Below are 16,358 nucleotides of genomic sequence, written 5' to 3'. Positions count from 1 at the left end.
CACCACGATGACCCAGTCTTCCCCGCCCCGCCACGCCGTCGTCATCGGCGGCAGCATGGCCGGCCTGCTCGCGGCGGCCGTGCTCGCCGAGCACGCGACGGTCACGATCATCGACGCCGACACGCTGCCCGACAGCCCGGCGGCGCGGCGCGGACTCCCGCAGGCCCGGCACGTCCACGTCATGTGGTCGGGCGGGGCGCGCGCCATCGAGAAGCTGCTCCCGGGCATCACCGACGACTGGACGGCGGCGGGCGCGATCCGCCGCAGCCTGCCCACCGACCTGGTCACCATGACCGCCCAGGGCTGGATCCCGCGCTGCGGGGAGAAGCAGTTCAACATCTCGTGCAGCCGCGACCTCCTCGACTCGGTGGTCCGCGCCCGGGTGACCGGCCTGCGTGGCGTCACCACGCTCCAGCAGAGCCGCGTACGGGCCCTGGAGGGCACGGCGGCCCGCGTCACCGGCGTCCGTGTCGACACCCCCGAGGAGGAGGGCCGGCTGCTGACCGCCGACCTCGTGGTCGACGCGAGCGGGCGCGGCTCCCGGGCCCGGGCGTGGCTGCAGGAGCTCGGGGTCGGCGGGATCAGACAGGCCCAGGTCGACTCCGGCCTGGTGTATGCGACCCGGATCTTCGAAGCGCCCGCCGGAGCCCACGAGATGGGTTTCCCGATCGTCAACGTGCAGTCCGATCCGCGGATGTACGTACCCGGCCAGACGGCGACGATCGTCCCGATCGAGAACGGCCAGTGGCAGGCCACCCTCTCGGGCACCCGCGGCGGCCAGCCCACCGGGGATCCGGAGCAGTTCATCCCGTTCGCCAAGGGCATACGCGATCCCGTCGTCGGCGAGCTCCTCGAAGGCAGGAAGCCCCTCACCGACGTCGCCGTCACCCAGGGGACCGCCAACCGCAGGGTCTATTTCGAGAAGGCGGACCTGCCCGACGGCTTCTTCGCCGTCGGCGACTCCGTCGCCACCTTCAACCCGCTCTACGGGCAGGGGATGACCGTCGCCGCGCAGGGCTTGCTCGCTGTACGCACCCTGCTGCGCGCCAAGGGACCCGGCCATCCCGCCTTCGGGCGCGAGGCACAGCGGGCGCTGGTCCCGCAGGTGGCCACCGCCTGGGAGCTCGCCACCTCGCAGGACATCCTGTATCCCGGAGCCACCGGCATGAAGCCGCGGGCCGGTGCCGGGCTGCTCAACGCGTACGTCAACCGGTTGATGACCGGGGCCACCACCCGTGAGGCGCTGACCGCCGCGTTCCTCCAGGTCATCACCATGAGCAGCCCGCCCACGTACTGGCTGCGCCCGTCGGTGGTCTGGCACGTGCTGCGCGCCTCGGACCAGGGTGCGCCGAAGGCGCCGCCGCTGACGGCGGCCGAGCGGGCCGTCGCGGGGCTCGACCAGGGTTCCGGGCCGGTCGGGCCGGCGGACCCGGCCGATCCCGCCGACCCCATGGGCCCGGCCGGTCCCGTCGGTCCCGTCGGTCCCGTCGGTCAGGCGCGATGACCGACGGTCTCATCCTCTACGTTCCGGGGTCGGTGATGATCCTGGCGCTGCTGATCAAGGCACCGACCCTGCGCCGGGGCTGGGACCAGCCGCTCATGCGGGCCGTGTGCACCCTGCTCGTCGTCGGCTGCCTCGTCATGTTCCTGGCGGCGCCCCCGACGATCTCCGCGGTCAACCGGCTCACCGGGATCGTCAACTTCTCGGCTCCGCTCGTGTACAGCGCGCTGACCGCGTTCTCGGGATCGTGCATCGTCCTCGTCCTGCACTGGGGCGGCGGACCGCCCGCGGTCGTACGGCGGGCCACCCGGCTGACGGTCGCCGTGTTCGGCGCCGTCACGCTGCTCATCGTCGCCCTGTTCGCGATCGGCGACGCCCCGGTCGAGCGGCTCAGGGACCTGGACACCTACTACGCGAACACTCCCTGGCTGCGCGAGATGATCGTCTGCTACCTGCTCGCGCACACCGTGGGCAGTTCGACGCTCACCCTGCTGTGCTGGAAGTGGCTGCTGCGCGTACGCCCCTCGCTGCGCCCGCTGCGCACCGGACTCGCCATGATCGTGCTCGGCGGGGCGCTGGACCTCGGCTACCTCGTGACGAAGTGGATGGCGGTGGGCGCCCGCTGGGCGGGCCGCGACTGGGACGGCCTGTCCACGTACGTGGCCCCGCCCTTCGCCTCCGCGGCGGCGCTGATGGTGGGGTCGGGGTTCATCGTGCCGCTGGTCGGCGGCTCGGCGGCCTGGCGGGACTTCAGCCAGTACCGGCGGCTGCACCCGCTGTGGAAGGCGCTGCGCGGATTCGCCGCGTCGAGCGTGACCATCGTGCCGCTGACCTGGTGGTCGCCGATCGGGATCCGGCTGATCCACCGGGAATCGGTGATCGACGACGGGATCCTGGCCCTGAGCCGCTGGTTCGACCCGGCCGTCCGGGGCTCCGCGTACGAGGCCGCGCTCGGCCAGGGCATGTGCGAGGCGCGGGCCTCCGTCGTGGCCGACGCGGCCATGCTCGCCGCGGCCTGCCTGCGCCGGGAGGCCGCGGACCTGGCGGACGGCGACGGGGAACCCCCCGGCGAGGCCGGCCAGGGGCTGCCCGAGCCGTACCGCCTGGATTCCCGGCCGCTGGCCGCGCTGGCCCGGGAGTTCCGGGCCTCCCCGATCGTGGCGGCCGTACGAAGGGACCCCGTCGCCCTCTGAGCGGCCCGCGCGGCGGCTGCCGTCAGCCGGCGAGGGCGTCCTCGGACTCGGGGTTGCGGGCGAGCCAGGCCCCGTAGGCCCGCACCCTGCGCCAGTGCTGGAGCTGGTCGCGGGCGAACGTGGCCCGCGGGGAGGCCTCCGGGCGCGGTTCCAGACCGCGGGCCAGCCGGTGCAGCTGGAACCGTACGAAGGCCAGCATTCCGGCGCCGGCCAGGTCCCGGTCCTTCCACCGCAGCCGCTCCACGGTCACCCGTACGTCCTCCCCGACGCGCCAGCGGGCCGGCAGGTCGGGGCGGAAGGCCAGGGCCGAGGCGAGTCCCACGACGGACACGCCGCGCTCCAGGACCCGCTGCGCGGTCTGCCGGCGGCCGATCCCCCCGGTCAGCATCAGCGGCACCGTGGCCGAGTCCAGGAACTGCTCGGCGAAGGCGAGGAAGTACGCCTCCCGCTCCAGGGTCCGCCGGTCGGCGGTGCGGCCGAGGGTGGCCGGGCTCTCGACGCTGCCGCCGGACAGTTCGACCAGGTCGACGCCGAGGCCGCCGAGGACCGCGAGGACCTGCGCCGCCTCCTCGGTGTCGAAGCCGCCGCGCTGGAAGTCGGCGGTGTTGAGCTTGACCCCGACGGCGAAGCCGGAGCCCACCTGCGCGCGGACGGCCCCGACGACCTCGGTGAGCAGCCGGACCCGGTTCTCCAGGCTGCCGCCCCAACGGTCGGTGCGCCGGTTGACCAGCGGGGAGAGGAACTGGCTGAGGAGGTAGCCGTGGGCGGCGTGGATCTGCACCCCGTCGAAGCCGGCCTGCTCGGCCCGGCGGGCCGTGACCGCGAACCGGGCGACGGTGGCCTCGATGTCGGCCTCGGTCATCGCGGTGGGGCGGGCGAAGCGCTTGGTGTGCTTGCCGAGGCTCACGCCTATGTCGGAGGGCGCCCAGGCCGTGCCGGGCATCTCGGAGCCGACCTGCCGGCCCGGGTGGTTGATCTGCATCCAGACCCGGCCGCCGGCGCCGGTTGCGGCCTCGGCCCAGCGGCGGAAGGGGTCGAGCGGGGAGCGGGCGTCGAGGACGATCGTCCCCGGTGCGGTCAGCGCGCGGCGGTCGACCATGACGTTCCCGGTGATCAGGAGTCCGGCGCCGCCCTGCGCCCAGCGGCGGTAGAGCCGTTCGATGCGCTCGTCCGGCAGTTGGCCGGGCCCGGCGAGGCTCTCCTCCATGGCGGCCTTCGCCAGGCGGTTCGGCAGGACCGTCCCGCACGGCAGCTCCAGTGGCGTGAACAGGTCCATCAGCAGTTCCCCCAGGAAGCGTGTTGCACGTGTCATCCCCGCGCCCGGGCGCAAAGATACAGCCCCCTCCCCGGCCCCCGGCAGGCTGCTGCGGGAACCGGTTCGCGACGGCTCCGGCCGGGTGCCGGCACTGGTGATTCCCTTGGGGCGCTTGGGGCAGAAGGCCGTCCCGGCACCCGCCGTGAGGGCCGCGTCACCCGCTGCGGAAGCCGTGCCTTCCGGTCGCAGGCCGGGCGGCCGGCAGGGCCGCCAGGCCGCACGAGAGCCGCGAGAAGGCCGCAAGAAACCGGACACGCGGGAACGCCCCGGGCCGAAGGGCCCGGGGCGTTCCCGTACGGGGGTGGGTGCCGGTCGCGTCAGAGGTCCGCGAGCTCCAGCCCGGCCTGGGCGGCGGCCGCCCGGACGGTCTGCTCCAGCAGGACGGCGATGGTCATCGGGCCGACGCCGCCGGGGACCGGGGTGATCAGCGAGGCGCGGGCGGCGGCCGACTCGAAGTGGACGTCGCCGACGTTGCCCTCGTTGTAGCCGGCGTCCAGGACCACGGCGCCCGGCTTGATGTCCTCGCCGCGGATGAACTCGGCCTTGCCGACGGCGGCGACCAGCACGTCGGCCTGGCGCACGATCGAGGGCAGGTCCACCGTGCGGGAGTGGCAGTAGGTGACGGTGGCGTTCTGCTCCAGCAGCAGCATGCCCGCCGGCTTGCCCAGGATCGCACTGCGGCCGACGACGACGGCGTGCTTGCCGGTCAGGTCCACGTCGTACTCGGCGAGGAGCCGCATGATGCCGCCGGGCGTGCAGGAGACGAAGCCCGGCAGTCCGAAGCCCATGGCGGCGAACGAGTGCATGGTGACGCCGTCGACGTCCTTGCCCGGGGCGATGGCCTCGAAGGCGGCGCGCTCGTCGATGTGGTGCGGGACCGGGTGCTGGAGCAGGATGCCGCTGATCTCCGGGTCCTCGGAGAGGGCCGTGAGGGCGGCGACGAGCTCCTCGGTGGTGGTCTCGGCCGGCAGCTCCACGTGGCGGGAGGTGATTCCGGCCTTGGCGCAGCGGTTCTGCTTCATCCGTACGTACGTGACGGACGCCGGGTCCTCGCCGACCAGCACGGTCGCGAGGCAGGGGGCGGTGCCGGTGCGCTCGGTGATCTTCGCCGCGAGGGCGGCGGTCTGCTCCGAGATGCGGCGGGCGAGGGCGGTGCCGTCCATGAGCCGGGCGGTCCGGGCAGGCTGGAGGGTCTGGGCGGTCGTCATGGGGGTCTCCTGAGCGTCGCTGCGGGATCGCGGTTCGCCCAGGCGCGCGGCAGTCGGTGTACGTGCGGTACGCCGGGCGCACGGCAGGTGCGCCGGGCCGCTCCCCGGTGGTGATCCACCCGAACGCCAGTCACGGCCCGCCCCCACTCTAATGGACCTGGCCGGCGCGTCCGGAGCCCGCGAGGACCCCGAGGGCCGGAAATCCGGCAAAACCGGTGGATCACAGGCGCCCCGCCGGGGACGATTGAGACATGACGCGTACTTTCGACTCCCTCGTCGCCGAAGCCGAGTCGGTCTCCGTCGACGGCTGGGACTTCTCCTGGCTCGACGGCCGGCACCCCGAGGACGCGGTCGCCGACGCCACCAGGGCCGGCCTCGAAGTCGTCGATCTGCGCTCCGAAAGACCGGATACGGAGTTCCACGACATCGGAGCCGTGATCTACTTCCTCCGGAAGGTGATCTGGATGGTGCCCGGCTTCACGGTCGGGCAGTACCGGGACCGGCTGCGCGAGCTCCACGAACAGATCGAACGCGACGGTCCGTTCGTGGCGCACACCGCCCGTTTCCTCATCGAGGCCCGCAAAACGGGCCGACGGGAGGGCGGCGGAGGCGCGGACGGTTTCCCAGCCGATCGGTTGCGCGCCCACAGCGTGGCGCAGGTCACTCAATTCAGCGCGTAACGAATCGACTCGGGCATGCGATGAACCGACAGGTGTCCTCGCGCGGCCCCGGAATACAGACCCCCCTCGGGCCTGTTTCCCGAGTCCGCGCGATGATGTCCCGCCCACTCCCTATCTGTTCGCAACGAGAGGCTCCTTGTGTCGCTCAGCCCGTCCCGTACGTTCCCTCCGGAGATCGCCGAATCGGAGGCCCTCGTCGCGCTCGTCGAGCGCGGCCGCGAGCAGGGTCACATCAACGGTGACGATGTGCGCCAGGCCTTCGAGGCCGGCCGCATCCCGGTGGACCAGTGGAAGCGGGTCCTGCGCAGCCTGAACCAGGTCCTGGACGAGGAGGGTGTCGCGCTGCACGTCAGCGCCGCCCCCGCCACGAAGGCTGCCGCGAAGAAGCCCCGCAAGGCGGCCGCCGCGCCTGCCCGCACCGTGACCAAGAAGGCGGCGGCAGCGCCGCGCCCCATCGGTGCGCGCAAGGCGTCGGCCACCAGCCCGGCCCCGACCACCGCGGCGGCGATATCCGCTTCGCCGGCCGCCGCTGCCGCGGACGAGGTGACGGCCGACGCCGCCGACCCGAAGAAGCGGACGGTCAAGAAGACCGTCGCGAAGAAGACCGCGGTGAAGAAGACCGCCGCGGCCAAGAAGACCAGCGCCAAGGACGCCGACGAGGGTGAGAACCCGGTCGCCGAGGGTGAGGACTGGGCCGCCGAGGACCTCGTCGACGACGTCGAGGAGGAGGCCCCCAAGGCCGGCGGCACCCAGGGCTTCGTCCTGTCCGACGACGACGAGGACGACGCTCCGGCGCAGACGGTCATGGTGGCCGGCGCCACCGCCGACCCGGTCAAGGACTACCTCAAGCTGATCGGCAAGGTGCCGCTCCTCAACGCCGAGCAGGAGGTCGAGCTCGCCAAGCGCATCGAGGCGGGTCTCTTCTCCGAGTACAAGCTCGAAGAGGAGAAGGACCACAAGCCCGCGTTCAAGCGCGAGCTGGAGATCCTGGTCGAGGACGGCCGTCGTGCCAAGAACCACCTGCTGGAGGCCAACCTCCGTCTCGTGGTCTCGCTGGCCAAGCGCTACACCGGCCGTGGCATGCTCTTCCTGGACCTGATCCAGGAGGGCAACGTCGGCCTGATCCGCGCCGTGGAGAAGTTCGACTACACCAAGGGCTTCAAGTTCTCCACGTACGCGACCTGGTGGATCCGGCAGGCGATCACGCGTGCCATGGCCGACCAGTCGCGCACCATCCGCATCCCCGTCCACATGGTCGAGATCATCAACAAGCTGGCCCGCGTCCAGCGCCAGATGCTCCAGGACCTCGGCCGGGAGCCCACTCCGGAGGAGCTGGGCAAGGAGCTCGACATGACCCCTGAGAAGGTCATCGAGGTCCAGAAGTACGGCCGCGAGCCGATCTCCCTGCACACCCCCCTGGGTGAGGAGGGCGACAGCGAGTTCGGTGACCTCATCGAGGACTCCGAGGCGGTCGTCCCGGCCGACGCGGTCTCCTTCACGTTCCTCCAGGAGCAGCTCCAGTCGATCCTGGGCACGCTCTCCGAGCGTGAGGCGGGCGTGGTCTCCATGCGGTACGGCCTGAACGACGGCCAGCCGAAGACCCTGGACGAGATCGGCCGCGTGTACGGGGTCACCCGTGAGCGCATCCGCCAGATCGAGTCCAAGACGATGTCGAAGCTGCGCCACCCGTCGCGTTCGCAGGTGCTGCGCGACTACCTGGACTGATCCCGGCCACGCCCCCGGGCCGGTCGCGAGACCGGCCCGAGGGCGGCGCCCCGGGGGAGTCAGTTCTCCAGCAGGTGCTTCAGCTTCTCCTCGTTGCGCGGCATCTCCCTGCGGGCGTACGGCTTGACCACGAGCGGCGCGACGACCTTGCCGATGCCGTGGCCCTCGAAGTCGAGGTCCAGGGTCACGCGCGAGCGCTTTCCGCCGTCGAGGGGTTCGATGGTCCCTCGCACATCGCCGCGTACGGGCCCGTCGACGCCCTGGATGTGCCAGCTGCGCGGCGGGTCGAGCTCCGTGACCTCCATGGTCATCGGGAACTCCCGCTTGCCCATGCGCCGGGTGACGGCGACCTTGGAGCCGACGTGGAGGGGTGCGCCGTCGAGCGGCCGGGCGGAGACGGCGCTGTCCTGCCACTCCGGCAGATGCGTGGGGTCCGTCACGTATTCGAAGACGTCTTCGGGACTGCGGGAAATGTCGATGCTTTGTCTGATCGCGGACATGGCGACCCCTTACTGCCCCCTGATTTCCCTCCTCCTTCCACGTTACCGCGCAGGTCAGGCGGTGACGCGGGCCTTGCGCGCGGACATCGCGGCGTGGACGAGGACGCCCGCGAAGAGGAACAGGGTCCCCTGGTAGACGGCCGCGTAGCCGGATCCGGCGACCAGCCACATCGAGAAGGCGAAGGCCGAGGCGGCGAGGACGCCGTCGCGGACCAGGCGGCCGCGGTGGACCCGATCGGACCGGCCGGAGAGCAGGAAGAAGATCTGCGCGGCGGTAGAGAGCAGGTAGGGCACGGTGGCCGTGAAGGTGGTGACCAGGACCAGGATCTCGAAGACGCCGGCCGAGCCCGCCGTGTAGTTGTAGACGGTCAGCCCGGACGCCAGCACGGCGGTGACGAGCACGCCGGCCACCGGGACGCCCCGCTTCTTCGTCTCGAAGACCTTCGGGAAGAGCCCGTCGCGGGCGGCGGCGTACGGGGTCTGCGCGCTGAGCAGGGTCCAGCCGTTGAGGGCGCCGACCATCGAGATCACGGCCGCGCAGGCGACGAGAACGCCACCCCAGGTGCCGCCGGCCCCTCCGTCCGCGGAAAACATGGCGTTGACGGCGTCGGTGAAGGGGGCCTGGGAGGAGATCAGCTTGTCGTGGGGGACCAGGCCGAAGACGGAGAGCGTGCCCAGGAGGTAGACGGCGGCAGCGCCGACGGTGCCCAGGATCGTGGCCCTGCCGACGTTGCGGGCCGGATCGCGGACCTCGCCCGCGCTGACGGCGGCCGACTCCACGCCGAGGTAGCTGAAGAGCAGGATCGCCGCGGCGGCGGAGACCGCTCCGACGGGGCTCTGACCGGTGGCCCGGAAGGGGCCGAGGTTCGCCGGGTCGAAGAAGAACAGCCCGCCCACGGCGACCAGCAGCAACGGGGTGAACTTCAGTACGGTGGACACCAGTTGGACGGTACCGACATAGCGGGTGCCGGCCAGGTTGGCGAGCGCCGGGAGCCACTGGACGGCGAGGGCGGCCAGGCACATCGCCGCCTTGTGCTCCCCGATGGCAGGGAAGAGCACCCTGAGGTAGCCGACCGCCGCCACCGCGAGGGCCGCGTTCGAGACCCAGGTGGTGATCCAGTAGCTCCAGGCCGCGAGGAAGCCGGCGAAGTCACCGAACGCGGCGCGGGCGTAGACGTACGGGCCGCCGGTCTGCGGGAGCCGCTCGGCGAGCCGGCCGAAGACGAGGGCCAGGGCGATCGCGCCGGCGGTGAGCACGCCGAAGGCGACCAGGCTGATCGTGCCGAACGGCGCCACCGAGGCGGGCAGCAGGAAGATCCCGCCGCCGATGATGTTGCCCATGACCAGGCAGGTCGCAATCGGGAGGCCGAAACGCCGGGCGTGCGGGCCCGCCGCCTCCTCGACGGCCGGCGGCGGCTGCGGCGCCGGTCCCGGCGTCGTCGAAGGCGGTGTCGGGGCAGGGGCGGGCAGGGTGGAGCTCACGGGTGGTACGCCTCGGGTGTTTCATATGCCGGACAGGACGACATATCGTCGGACACACGAAAAGCCGCGCCAAATCACGTGCTTTCGTCCTGTACGGGCACCCCTGCGGACGGAAAGGCTCCGCTCGAACGGGCCTCCGGCCGCGGATCCTCCGCCGGGGCCGTCAGCGGCAGCTGCGGGCCGTCCGCCTCGCGCAGCCAGCGCCGCAGCACCTCGTGCACCGCCTCCGCGCCCACCAGATCCTGGCCCGGCTCCGACAGCAGGACCGGCCACATCAGAAACGGGTGGCCCTGCTCACCGCCCAGGCCTCCGTGCGAGCCGATCTGCTCCTCGAAGGCGTGCACCGACCCGGTCCGCGGGTCGTACGCCGAGTTCACCATGACGTCGGCCACGTGCGGGAAGGCGTCGGTCCGGCGGACCGCCTGTGCAGCGCCCGGTCCGTACCGTGCCAGCAGCTCCTCCGCCGCACCGGGGTCGTCGAGGCGGGCCACCGTCCCGTCCGGGCCCAGCACCTCCCCGTCCACCAGCAGGAACCCGATGCCCGGGTGGTTGGCCAGGGTCGCCAGCAGGGCCGGGTGCGCACGCTCGATCCGCTCCCGCGAGGCCCGGCCCGGCACGTCCGGGAAGGAGATCAGCCCGAGGTTGCCGGAGGCCAGCACCACCGGGTCCGGGCCCCGCTCGGGGTGGGCCTCCGCGTCCTCCTCCACCGGCCGGTGCAGCGCCGCGAGCACCGCCGTGCGGGCCTCGGCGCCGCTGCGGGTGCGGCCGGCCCGGCGGGAGACCGGCAGCCCGCAGCCCGCGCGGACCAGGTCCTTCAGGGTCAGCCCGTACCGGCCCAGGAAGGTCTCGCCCGGGCTCTGGCCGTGGTCCGACAGCAGCACGATCCGGTACTCCCGGGGCGCGTGCTCGGCGACCCGGGCGAGCAGCGCGAGGCTCCGGTCGAGCCGGGCCAGCACCCGGTCGGTGTCCCGGCCGTGCGGCCCCGAATGGTGGGCGACCTCGTCGTAGGCGACCAGGTCGGCGTAGACCGCGGCGCGGCCCGCGAGCATGTCGCCGATCACCGCCGCCACCACGACATCCCGTTCGACCACCGTCGCAAAGGCCCGGATCAGCGGGTACATCCCGCCCCGGGACACCCGCGGCCGTTCCCGGGCCAGCCGGGCCCGCAGCGACTGGCCGATCTCCCGGGCGGCCTCGGCGACGAAGGACAGCGCGGTGCGGACGGCGTTGGCCGGGTCGCTGAAGTACGCGAAGTAGCCCGCGCGGGAGCGGTTCGCCCGGCCCCGCCGTGCCGAGACCGACAGGACGAGGGCCAGCTGGTCGGCGCCGCCGCTGAAGAGGTTGCCCCGGCTCGCTCCGTCGAGGGTGAGCAGCCCGCCGTCCCTGGTGCGCGCGACGGCCCGGCGCTGGAGTTCGGCCGCGCTGGTGGGCCGGTTGCAGACCACCACCTCGCCGGTGTCCTTCTCGTACCAGCGGAAGGCGGGCACGTCGAAGTTGGAGCCGTGCAGGATGCCGAGCTGGCTTGCGCCGGTCTGGCTGGACCAGTCGGTGCGCCAGGAGGCGATGCGGTGGCTGCCGTCCAGCCAGCCGGCCACCGTCGGCATCAGGCCGCGGCCGGCCGCATGCCGCAGCGCCTCGTACCCGACCCCGTCGAGCTGGAGGAAGAGCATGCCCGGGGGGCTCTCGCCGGCGCCGGACGCACCCCGCTGCGGCCGACGGCGGCGGCGCCGGTCTGCGAGCCGGTAGAGCCTGCGCCGGTACGCCTCGTCGTCGCGCACGGCGAGGGCGGTCGAGGTCGCCGAGGCGACGGCGGACATCACCGCGGCCACCACCACGGCGGTCTCCGGGGCCACTTGGCCGCGGCCGGACGGGATGAGGCTGAGTGCGAGCAGCAGCAGCGAGCCGTTGAGGAAGAAGACCAGCAGGCCGAGCACCAGGGCGGGCACCAGCAGCAGCGCCCGGACCAGCACCGGCCACACCAGTGCGCTCAGCAGGCCGAAGGCTCCGGCGCCCCAGGCCGCGGTCAGCCCGATCTGCGTGATGCTGTCGCCGTCGCCGGACTGGAGCCGGAAGTCGGGGAGGATGCCGGCCAGCGCGAGCATGGTGAGGGTGGACACCGCCCAGACGAGGATCACCCGTACCAGGGCGCCGCCCGTGGTCCGCCACCGTCCTCGCCACACGCCGTACCGCCTCGTGTCTCCCCCGGACCCGCGCCCCGCCGGCGGTCCCCGCCGCACCTTCCAGCGTCGCACAGGGCGGCGGACACGGCGGGGTGACACGGGTGGCGCACGGGCGTACGGGACGCGCCGGCCGGGGCGCGGGGCGGAGGCGAGAGCCTACGTGCCGTCGTAGCCGGCGGTCGGCATGGACAGCCGGCGGTGCACCTCGGCCTTCATGGCGGGGGTGTACTGCGGTTCGACGAGCCCGGCGGTCTCCAGCCGTACGCCGCGCCGCTCGCACTCGGCGGTGAACTCCTCGACGGAGCGCAGCGCGCGGGCGAGCACCCGGTGGTTGGGGGCGACGAACAGGTCGACCTGTCCGGCGTCGACGTCGCGCCAGAGCCCGCAGTGGTCGGCACGCAGCCCGTAGAACAGCAGTTCCGTCGTCACGACGTAGCCCCGCTCGGCGGCCCAGCGGGCGCACATGGCGTGCTGGCTGCTGGTGTCGACGACGAAGGGGTCGGTGTCCAGATCTTCGAGCGGGGCCAGGCTGGCGATCGCGGCCACGCGCAGCTCATCCATGCCGCCCGACCCTACTCCGATCCGCCGTCGGCGAGGAGGGGTCGGCGGGCTTCGGTTCGGGGCGCAGCGGCCGGGCAGACTCTAGGCTGCGGAGGACCGGGAGATACGGGATGTCCGGGATGTCCCGGGACGCATGAGCGACGGGGAGGCCGGGTGCCGGTGGAGATCACGTGGTGGGGGCATGCCACGTGCACGGTCGAGGACTCCGGGGTGCGGCTGCTGACGGATCCGCTGTTCGCCCGGCGGCTCGCGCACCTGCGGCGGCGGCGCGGTGCGCTGCCCCCGCCCGAGGCGGCCGAGGCGGACGTGGTCCTGGTGTCGCACCTGCATGCCGACCATCTGCATCTGCCGTCGCTGGCCCGGCTGGCGCCCGGGACCCGACTGCTGGTGCCGCGCGGTGCGCGCAGGGCCGTGCCGGGGCTCGCGCGGGTCGCGGGGGTGCGCGGGCTGGCGGTCACGGAGGTGGCCCCGGGCGACGAGGTCGGCGTACGGGCCGGCGTGCGGGTACGGGCGGTCAGTGCGCGGCACGACGGGCGGCGGCTGCCGTTCGGGCCGCGTTTCGCGCCGGCCCTCGGGTACGTGGTCCGGGGCGCGGCGCGGACGTACTTCGCCGGGGACACCGGGCTGTTCGACGCGATGGCCGCGGAGGTCGGGCCGGTGGACGTGGCGCTGCTGCCGGTCGGTGGCTGGGGCCCGTACCTGGGGCCGGGGCATCTGGACGCGGGCCGGGCGGCGCAGGCGCTGGCCGCGCTGGCACCGGCGGCGGCGGTGCCGGTGCACTACGGGACGTACTGGCCGATCGGGCTGGACGCGGTGCGGCCGCACGAGTTCCACGCGCCGGGCGAGGAGTTCGTACGGCGGGCCGGGCAGCTGGCGCCGAAGGTGACGGTACGGGTGCCCGGGCACGGTGAACGGGTGCGGCTGCCGTGACGTGGCACGGGCTGGCGGCGGCGGCCGGGCAGGTCCCGCCGGAGACGACCCGGCAGGCCGTGGGCTACCCGGCGCTGTTCCTGCTGGTGGCACTGGGGGCGCTGGTGCCGGTGATCCCGACGGGGGCGCTGGTGAGCACGGCGGCGGTGGTGGCGTTCCACCAGCAGTCGCTGCCCTTCGGGCTGTTGTTCGTGTTCGCGGTGGCGGCGGTGGCCGCCTTCACCGGGGACCTGGCGCTGTACTGGCTGGGGCAGCGCGGGGTGCGGTCCCGCAACGGCTCGCGGTGGCTGGAGGCCCTGCGCGGGCGGGCCACGCCGGAGCGCCTCGCCCAGGCACAGGGCAGGCTGGACGAACACGGGGTGCTGGTCCTGGTGGTCTCCCGGCTCGTGCCGGCGGGCCGCATCCCGGTGATGCTGGCCTGCCTGCTGGCCCGGCTCCCGCTGCGCCGGTTCGCCCGCGGCGACGCCCCGGCCTGTCTCGCCTGGGCGGCGACGTACTGCCTGATCGGCATTCTGGGCGGCTCGCTGTTCTCGGAGCCGTGGAAGGGCGTGGCCGCGGCGGTGGCCCTGGCCCTCCTGGTCAGCGCGGCCCCCGCGCTCTGGCGGCGCCTGCGCCCCCCGCCGGCGCCGTGACCCGCGCAGGGCCGGGGGTCACAGGGAGCGGGAGGCGCCGATGGGGAGGTCCCACAGGTCCGTGCGGGCGAGGCCGGCCCGGGACCAGGCCGCCCGGACCCGGTGCAGCGGCTCCGTCACCGGCTCCGCCGACAGGACGAAGGTGCCCCAGTGCATGGGGGCCATCCGGCGCGCGCCGACGTCGAGACAGGCCCGGACCGCCTCCTCCGGATCGGCGTGGACGTCGCTGAGCCACCACCTCGGCGCGTACGCCCCGATCGGCAGCAGGGCCAGGTCGATCCCCGGATGGCGGCGGCCGATCTCGCCGAACCAGTGCCCGTACCCGGTGTCGCCCGCGAAGTAGACCCGCCTCGGCGTCGCGGCCCGCGTGTCGGTGAGCACCCAGCCGCCCCACAGGGTCCGGCAGGTGTCGACGAGCGACCGCTTCGACCAGTGGTGCGCCGGGACGAAGTCGAACCGTACGCCGCCCAGTTCCGCGCACTCCCACCAGTCCAGCTCGGTGACCCGGCTGAAACCGCGGCGCCGGCACCAGCGGGCCAGGCCGGCCGGGACGAAGAGCGGGGTGTGCCGGGGCAGCCGCCGGAGAGTGGGGGCGTCGAGGTGGTCGTAGTGGTTGTGGCTGATCACGACGGCGTCCACGGGCGGCAGCTCCTCCCAGCGCACGCCCACCGGGGTCATCCGCGCCGGGGTGCCGAGGATGCGCCGGGACCAGACGGGGTCGGTCAGCACGGTCAGCCCGCCGAGGCGCAGCACCCAGCTGGCGTGGCCCGCCCAGGTGGCGCACACGGTGCCGGGGCCGGCCGCGGGGAGCGGGGCCGGGGCGTACGGGAGGTCGGGGATGCCGCGCAGTCCGTCGGGGCCGGGCCGGAAGGCTCCCTCGCGGGCGAGCCGGGCGTAGGCGCGCACGCCGGGCAGCGGGGTGGTGAGCCGTCCGGCGAAGGAGCGGGGCCAGCTGCGCAGTTCGCCCAGCGGGCGGGGCGCGGCGGGAGCGGGGGCGGGCCCGGGGCGGGCGGGGGCGGGGCGGCCGGGGGTGGGGGCCGGGCGTGCCGGGGAGATGGGTCGCGGCGCCGGGTACGGGGCGGTACCGGGTCGTGGCGCGCCCGCGAGGTCTGTGGCCCCGGGGGCGTCCGTCTGATCCCTCATCAAGAACTCTCCGTTCACCGCACAGCGGGCTCGTCGCGTCGGTCGGCGAAAGATCCGGTCAGGAGGCCAGCCCGGCCAGGACCGATCCGAGGAGGTCCAGGGAGCGCCGTACGTGCGGGAGCTCCAGGGGATCGCGCGCCGTGAGTGCGGCGAGCCTCTCGTCCGGGGTGGCGCCGAGCAGCGGCCCCGTCGACAGGCGGACGCGCAGCGCACCCAGGTCGTCCGCGAAGCGCTGCCCGCCGGGGGTGGGCGCGCCGAGCCGGCCGCCGAGGTGGTCCTCCAGTTCCATCGCGTCGCGGACCCCCTGCCGGGCCAGCCCGGCGCGCAGCGGGGTCAGGTCGGCGTACAGGTGGCGCCCGGCCTGCGGTGGCCGGGCGAGGGCGCCGGCGGCCAGCAGCTCCCGGTGCGCGGCTGCGGCCACCGCCCCGTGCAGCGCGGCCGCGGCGCGGGCGCGCCCGGCGACGGCGTCGGGTTCGTCGAGAGCGTGCGCGGCGGCCCCGGCGACCGGGCCCGCGACCATGGCGCCGGTCGCGGTGAGGATGTCGAGGGTGCGCGCCCGCAGCCACGTGCCGCGCGGGGTGCCGGGGAAGCGGACCACCGCGGCGGGCCACCCGGCGGGCAGCAGCGCACCGGACAGGTCGAGGAGCACGGCGGCCTGGTCGGGCAGCATCTCGGCCGGGCTGAGGACGAGGGTCTCGTGCGGCCGGTGGACGGTGTCGCGCCAGCTCTCGTCGCTGATGACGAACAGCCCGGCGTCCGCGGCGGCCTCGCAGGCCTCGCGCAGCAGTTCGGGCGGCGGCACGGTCGCCGTCGGGTCGTCGGCCACCGACAGCAGCAGCACGCGCGGGTCGCCGCCCTCGGCGCGCACCCGCCGTACGGTCTCCAGGAGGGCGTACGGGTCCGGGATGCCGCCGCACTCGGCCGGGGTCGGCACGTGGTACGCCCGCCGTCCCAGCAGCCGGACCTGAGGGGTCCACCAGGCGGGACAGGGCCGGGGCAGCATCGCGTCGCCGCCGTACGCGCCGAGCAGCGCCAGCAGCAGGGCGGGGGCGCCGGGCCCGGCGGCCACGTTCTCCGGCACGGTGGGGAGCCCGCGCCGCCCCCAGTGCCGGCAGGCGGCCTCGCGTACGGGGTCACCGCCGCCCGGGGGCTCGGGGGCGGACCGCTCGGCGGCCGCGGCGATCACGGCGGTGAGCTCGGGGAGCACGGGCAGGCCGGGCTGGGGCGCGAGCGGCCCGTAGCGGACCGGGCCGCGGCCCTCCGCCGTGCGCTGCATCCCCGACACCTCGCCCCGCCTTCCCCGTTCCG

At 74.2% G+C, this 16,358-nt stretch carries 13 protein-coding genes, 1 pseudogene and 1 riboswitch; of the genes and pseudogenes, 6 read left to right on the top strand and 8 right to left on the bottom strand.

Annotated features, from left to right (window positions below; genetic code table 11):
- Window positions 1–7 precede the first annotated feature (7 nt).
- Together ABTY04_RS00445 and ABTY04_RS00440 are read left to right on the top strand one after the other, a co-directional pair.
- Window positions 8–1,504, top strand: coding sequence for an NAD(P)/FAD-dependent oxidoreductase (locus ABTY04_RS00445; RefSeq protein ID WP_352211067.1), 1,497 nt, complete (start codon window positions 8–10; stop codon window positions 1,502–1,504).
- Window positions 1,501–2,694, top strand: a complete 1,194-nt coding sequence (locus ABTY04_RS00440) for an MAB_1171c family putative transporter (RefSeq protein WP_352211066.1) — start codon at window positions 1,501–1,503, stop codon at window positions 2,692–2,694. Before ABTY04_RS00445 ends, ABTY04_RS00440 begins: the two co-directional genes overlap by 4 nt.
- Window positions 2,695–2,716: 22 nt before the next feature.
- Here the strand turns inward: ABTY04_RS00440 and ABTY04_RS00435 are convergent, their stop codons facing one another.
- Together ABTY04_RS00435 and ABTY04_RS00430 are read right to left on the bottom strand one after the other, a co-directional pair.
- The gene (locus ABTY04_RS00435; protein ID WP_352211065.1) at window positions 2,717–4,006 is read right to left on the bottom strand and encodes an NADH:flavin oxidoreductase/NADH oxidase family protein; all 1,290 of its coding nucleotides are present in this window, start codon (window positions 4,004–4,006) and stop codon (window positions 2,717–2,719) included.
- Between the two features lie 320 nt (window positions 4,007–4,326).
- Complete coding sequence (locus ABTY04_RS00430; RefSeq protein ID WP_352211064.1) at window positions 4,327–5,217, bottom strand: bifunctional 5,10-methylenetetrahydrofolate dehydrogenase/5,10-methenyltetrahydrofolate cyclohydrolase; 891 nt, start codon at window positions 5,215–5,217, stop codon at window positions 4,327–4,329.
- A gap of 64 nt (window positions 5,218–5,281) precedes the next feature.
- Window positions 5,282–5,361, bottom strand: a riboswitch (ZMP/ZTP riboswitch).
- Window positions 5,362–5,549: 188 nt separating this feature from the next.
- On the opposite strand from ABTY04_RS00430, the pseudogene ABTY04_RS00425 reads away from it, so the two are divergent.
- Window positions 5,550–5,801 (top strand): annotated as a pseudogene (locus ABTY04_RS00425) (SAM-dependent methyltransferase); the annotation flags it as partial.
- 234 nt (window positions 5,802–6,035) lie between these two features.
- Window positions 6,036–7,622 (top strand): RNA polymerase sigma factor, encoded by a 1,587-nt coding sequence (locus ABTY04_RS00420; RefSeq protein WP_352211063.1) that lies wholly within the window; start codon window positions 6,036–6,038, stop codon window positions 7,620–7,622.
- A 59-nt stretch (window positions 7,623–7,681) separates the two neighbouring features.
- Here ABTY04_RS00420 and ABTY04_RS00415 read toward each other — a convergent pair whose 3' ends face one another.
- The 4 genes from ABTY04_RS00415 to ABTY04_RS00400 form a co-directional block, all read right to left on the bottom strand.
- Window positions 7,682–8,122: an SRPBCC family protein gene (locus ABTY04_RS00415; protein ID WP_352211062.1), complete on the bottom strand. Its 441-nt coding sequence runs from the start codon at window positions 8,120–8,122 to the stop codon at window positions 7,682–7,684.
- A gap of 54 nt (window positions 8,123–8,176) precedes the next feature.
- Window positions 8,177–9,604, bottom strand: coding sequence for an amino acid permease (locus ABTY04_RS00410; protein WP_502996520.1), 1,428 nt, complete (start codon window positions 9,602–9,604; stop codon window positions 8,177–8,179).
- Between the two features lie 74 nt (window positions 9,605–9,678).
- Complete coding sequence (locus ABTY04_RS00405; protein ID WP_352211061.1) at window positions 9,679–11,784, bottom strand: phage holin family protein; 2,106 nt, start codon at window positions 11,782–11,784, stop codon at window positions 9,679–9,681.
- 156 nt (window positions 11,785–11,940) lie between these two features.
- Window positions 11,941–12,345 carry a recombinase family protein gene (locus tag ABTY04_RS00400; RefSeq protein WP_352211060.1) on the bottom strand — a complete coding sequence of 135 codons (405 nt, stop codon included), beginning with the start codon at window positions 12,343–12,345 and terminating at the stop codon, window positions 11,941–11,943.
- A gap of 153 nt (window positions 12,346–12,498) precedes the next feature.
- Here ABTY04_RS00400 and ABTY04_RS00395 point away from each other — a divergent pair, with 153 nt between their 5' ends.
- Together ABTY04_RS00395 and ABTY04_RS00390 are read left to right on the top strand one after the other, a co-directional pair.
- A complete protein-coding gene (locus ABTY04_RS00395; RefSeq protein ID WP_352211059.1) occupies window positions 12,499–13,275 on the top strand; it encodes an MBL fold metallo-hydrolase in 777 nt (258 codons plus the stop codon).
- The gene (locus ABTY04_RS00390) at window positions 13,272–13,907 is read left to right on the top strand and encodes a DedA family protein (protein WP_352211058.1); all 636 of its coding nucleotides are present in this window, start codon (window positions 13,272–13,274) and stop codon (window positions 13,905–13,907) included. Before ABTY04_RS00395 ends, ABTY04_RS00390 begins: the two co-directional genes overlap by 4 nt.
- A gap of 18 nt (window positions 13,908–13,925) precedes the next feature.
- Here the strand turns inward: ABTY04_RS00390 and ABTY04_RS00385 are convergent, their stop codons facing one another.
- Together ABTY04_RS00385 and ABTY04_RS00380 are read right to left on the bottom strand one after the other, a co-directional pair.
- Window positions 13,926–15,050, bottom strand: coding sequence for an MBL fold metallo-hydrolase (locus ABTY04_RS00385; protein ID WP_352211057.1), 1,125 nt, complete (start codon window positions 15,048–15,050; stop codon window positions 13,926–13,928).
- Between the two features lie 58 nt (window positions 15,051–15,108).
- Complete coding sequence (locus tag ABTY04_RS00380; RefSeq protein WP_352211056.1) at window positions 15,109–16,326, bottom strand: aminotransferase class I/II-fold pyridoxal phosphate-dependent enzyme; 1,218 nt, start codon at window positions 16,324–16,326, stop codon at window positions 15,109–15,111.
- Window positions 16,327–16,358 lie beyond the last annotated feature (32 nt).

It is taken from the genome of Streptomyces sp. NPDC097981 (assembly GCF_040302565.1).
Lineage (GTDB): Bacteria > Actinomycetota > Actinomycetes > Streptomycetales > Streptomycetaceae > Streptomyces.
Note: the sequence above shows the minus strand (reverse complement) of the source record. Positions and strands in the feature narration are given on the sequence as shown.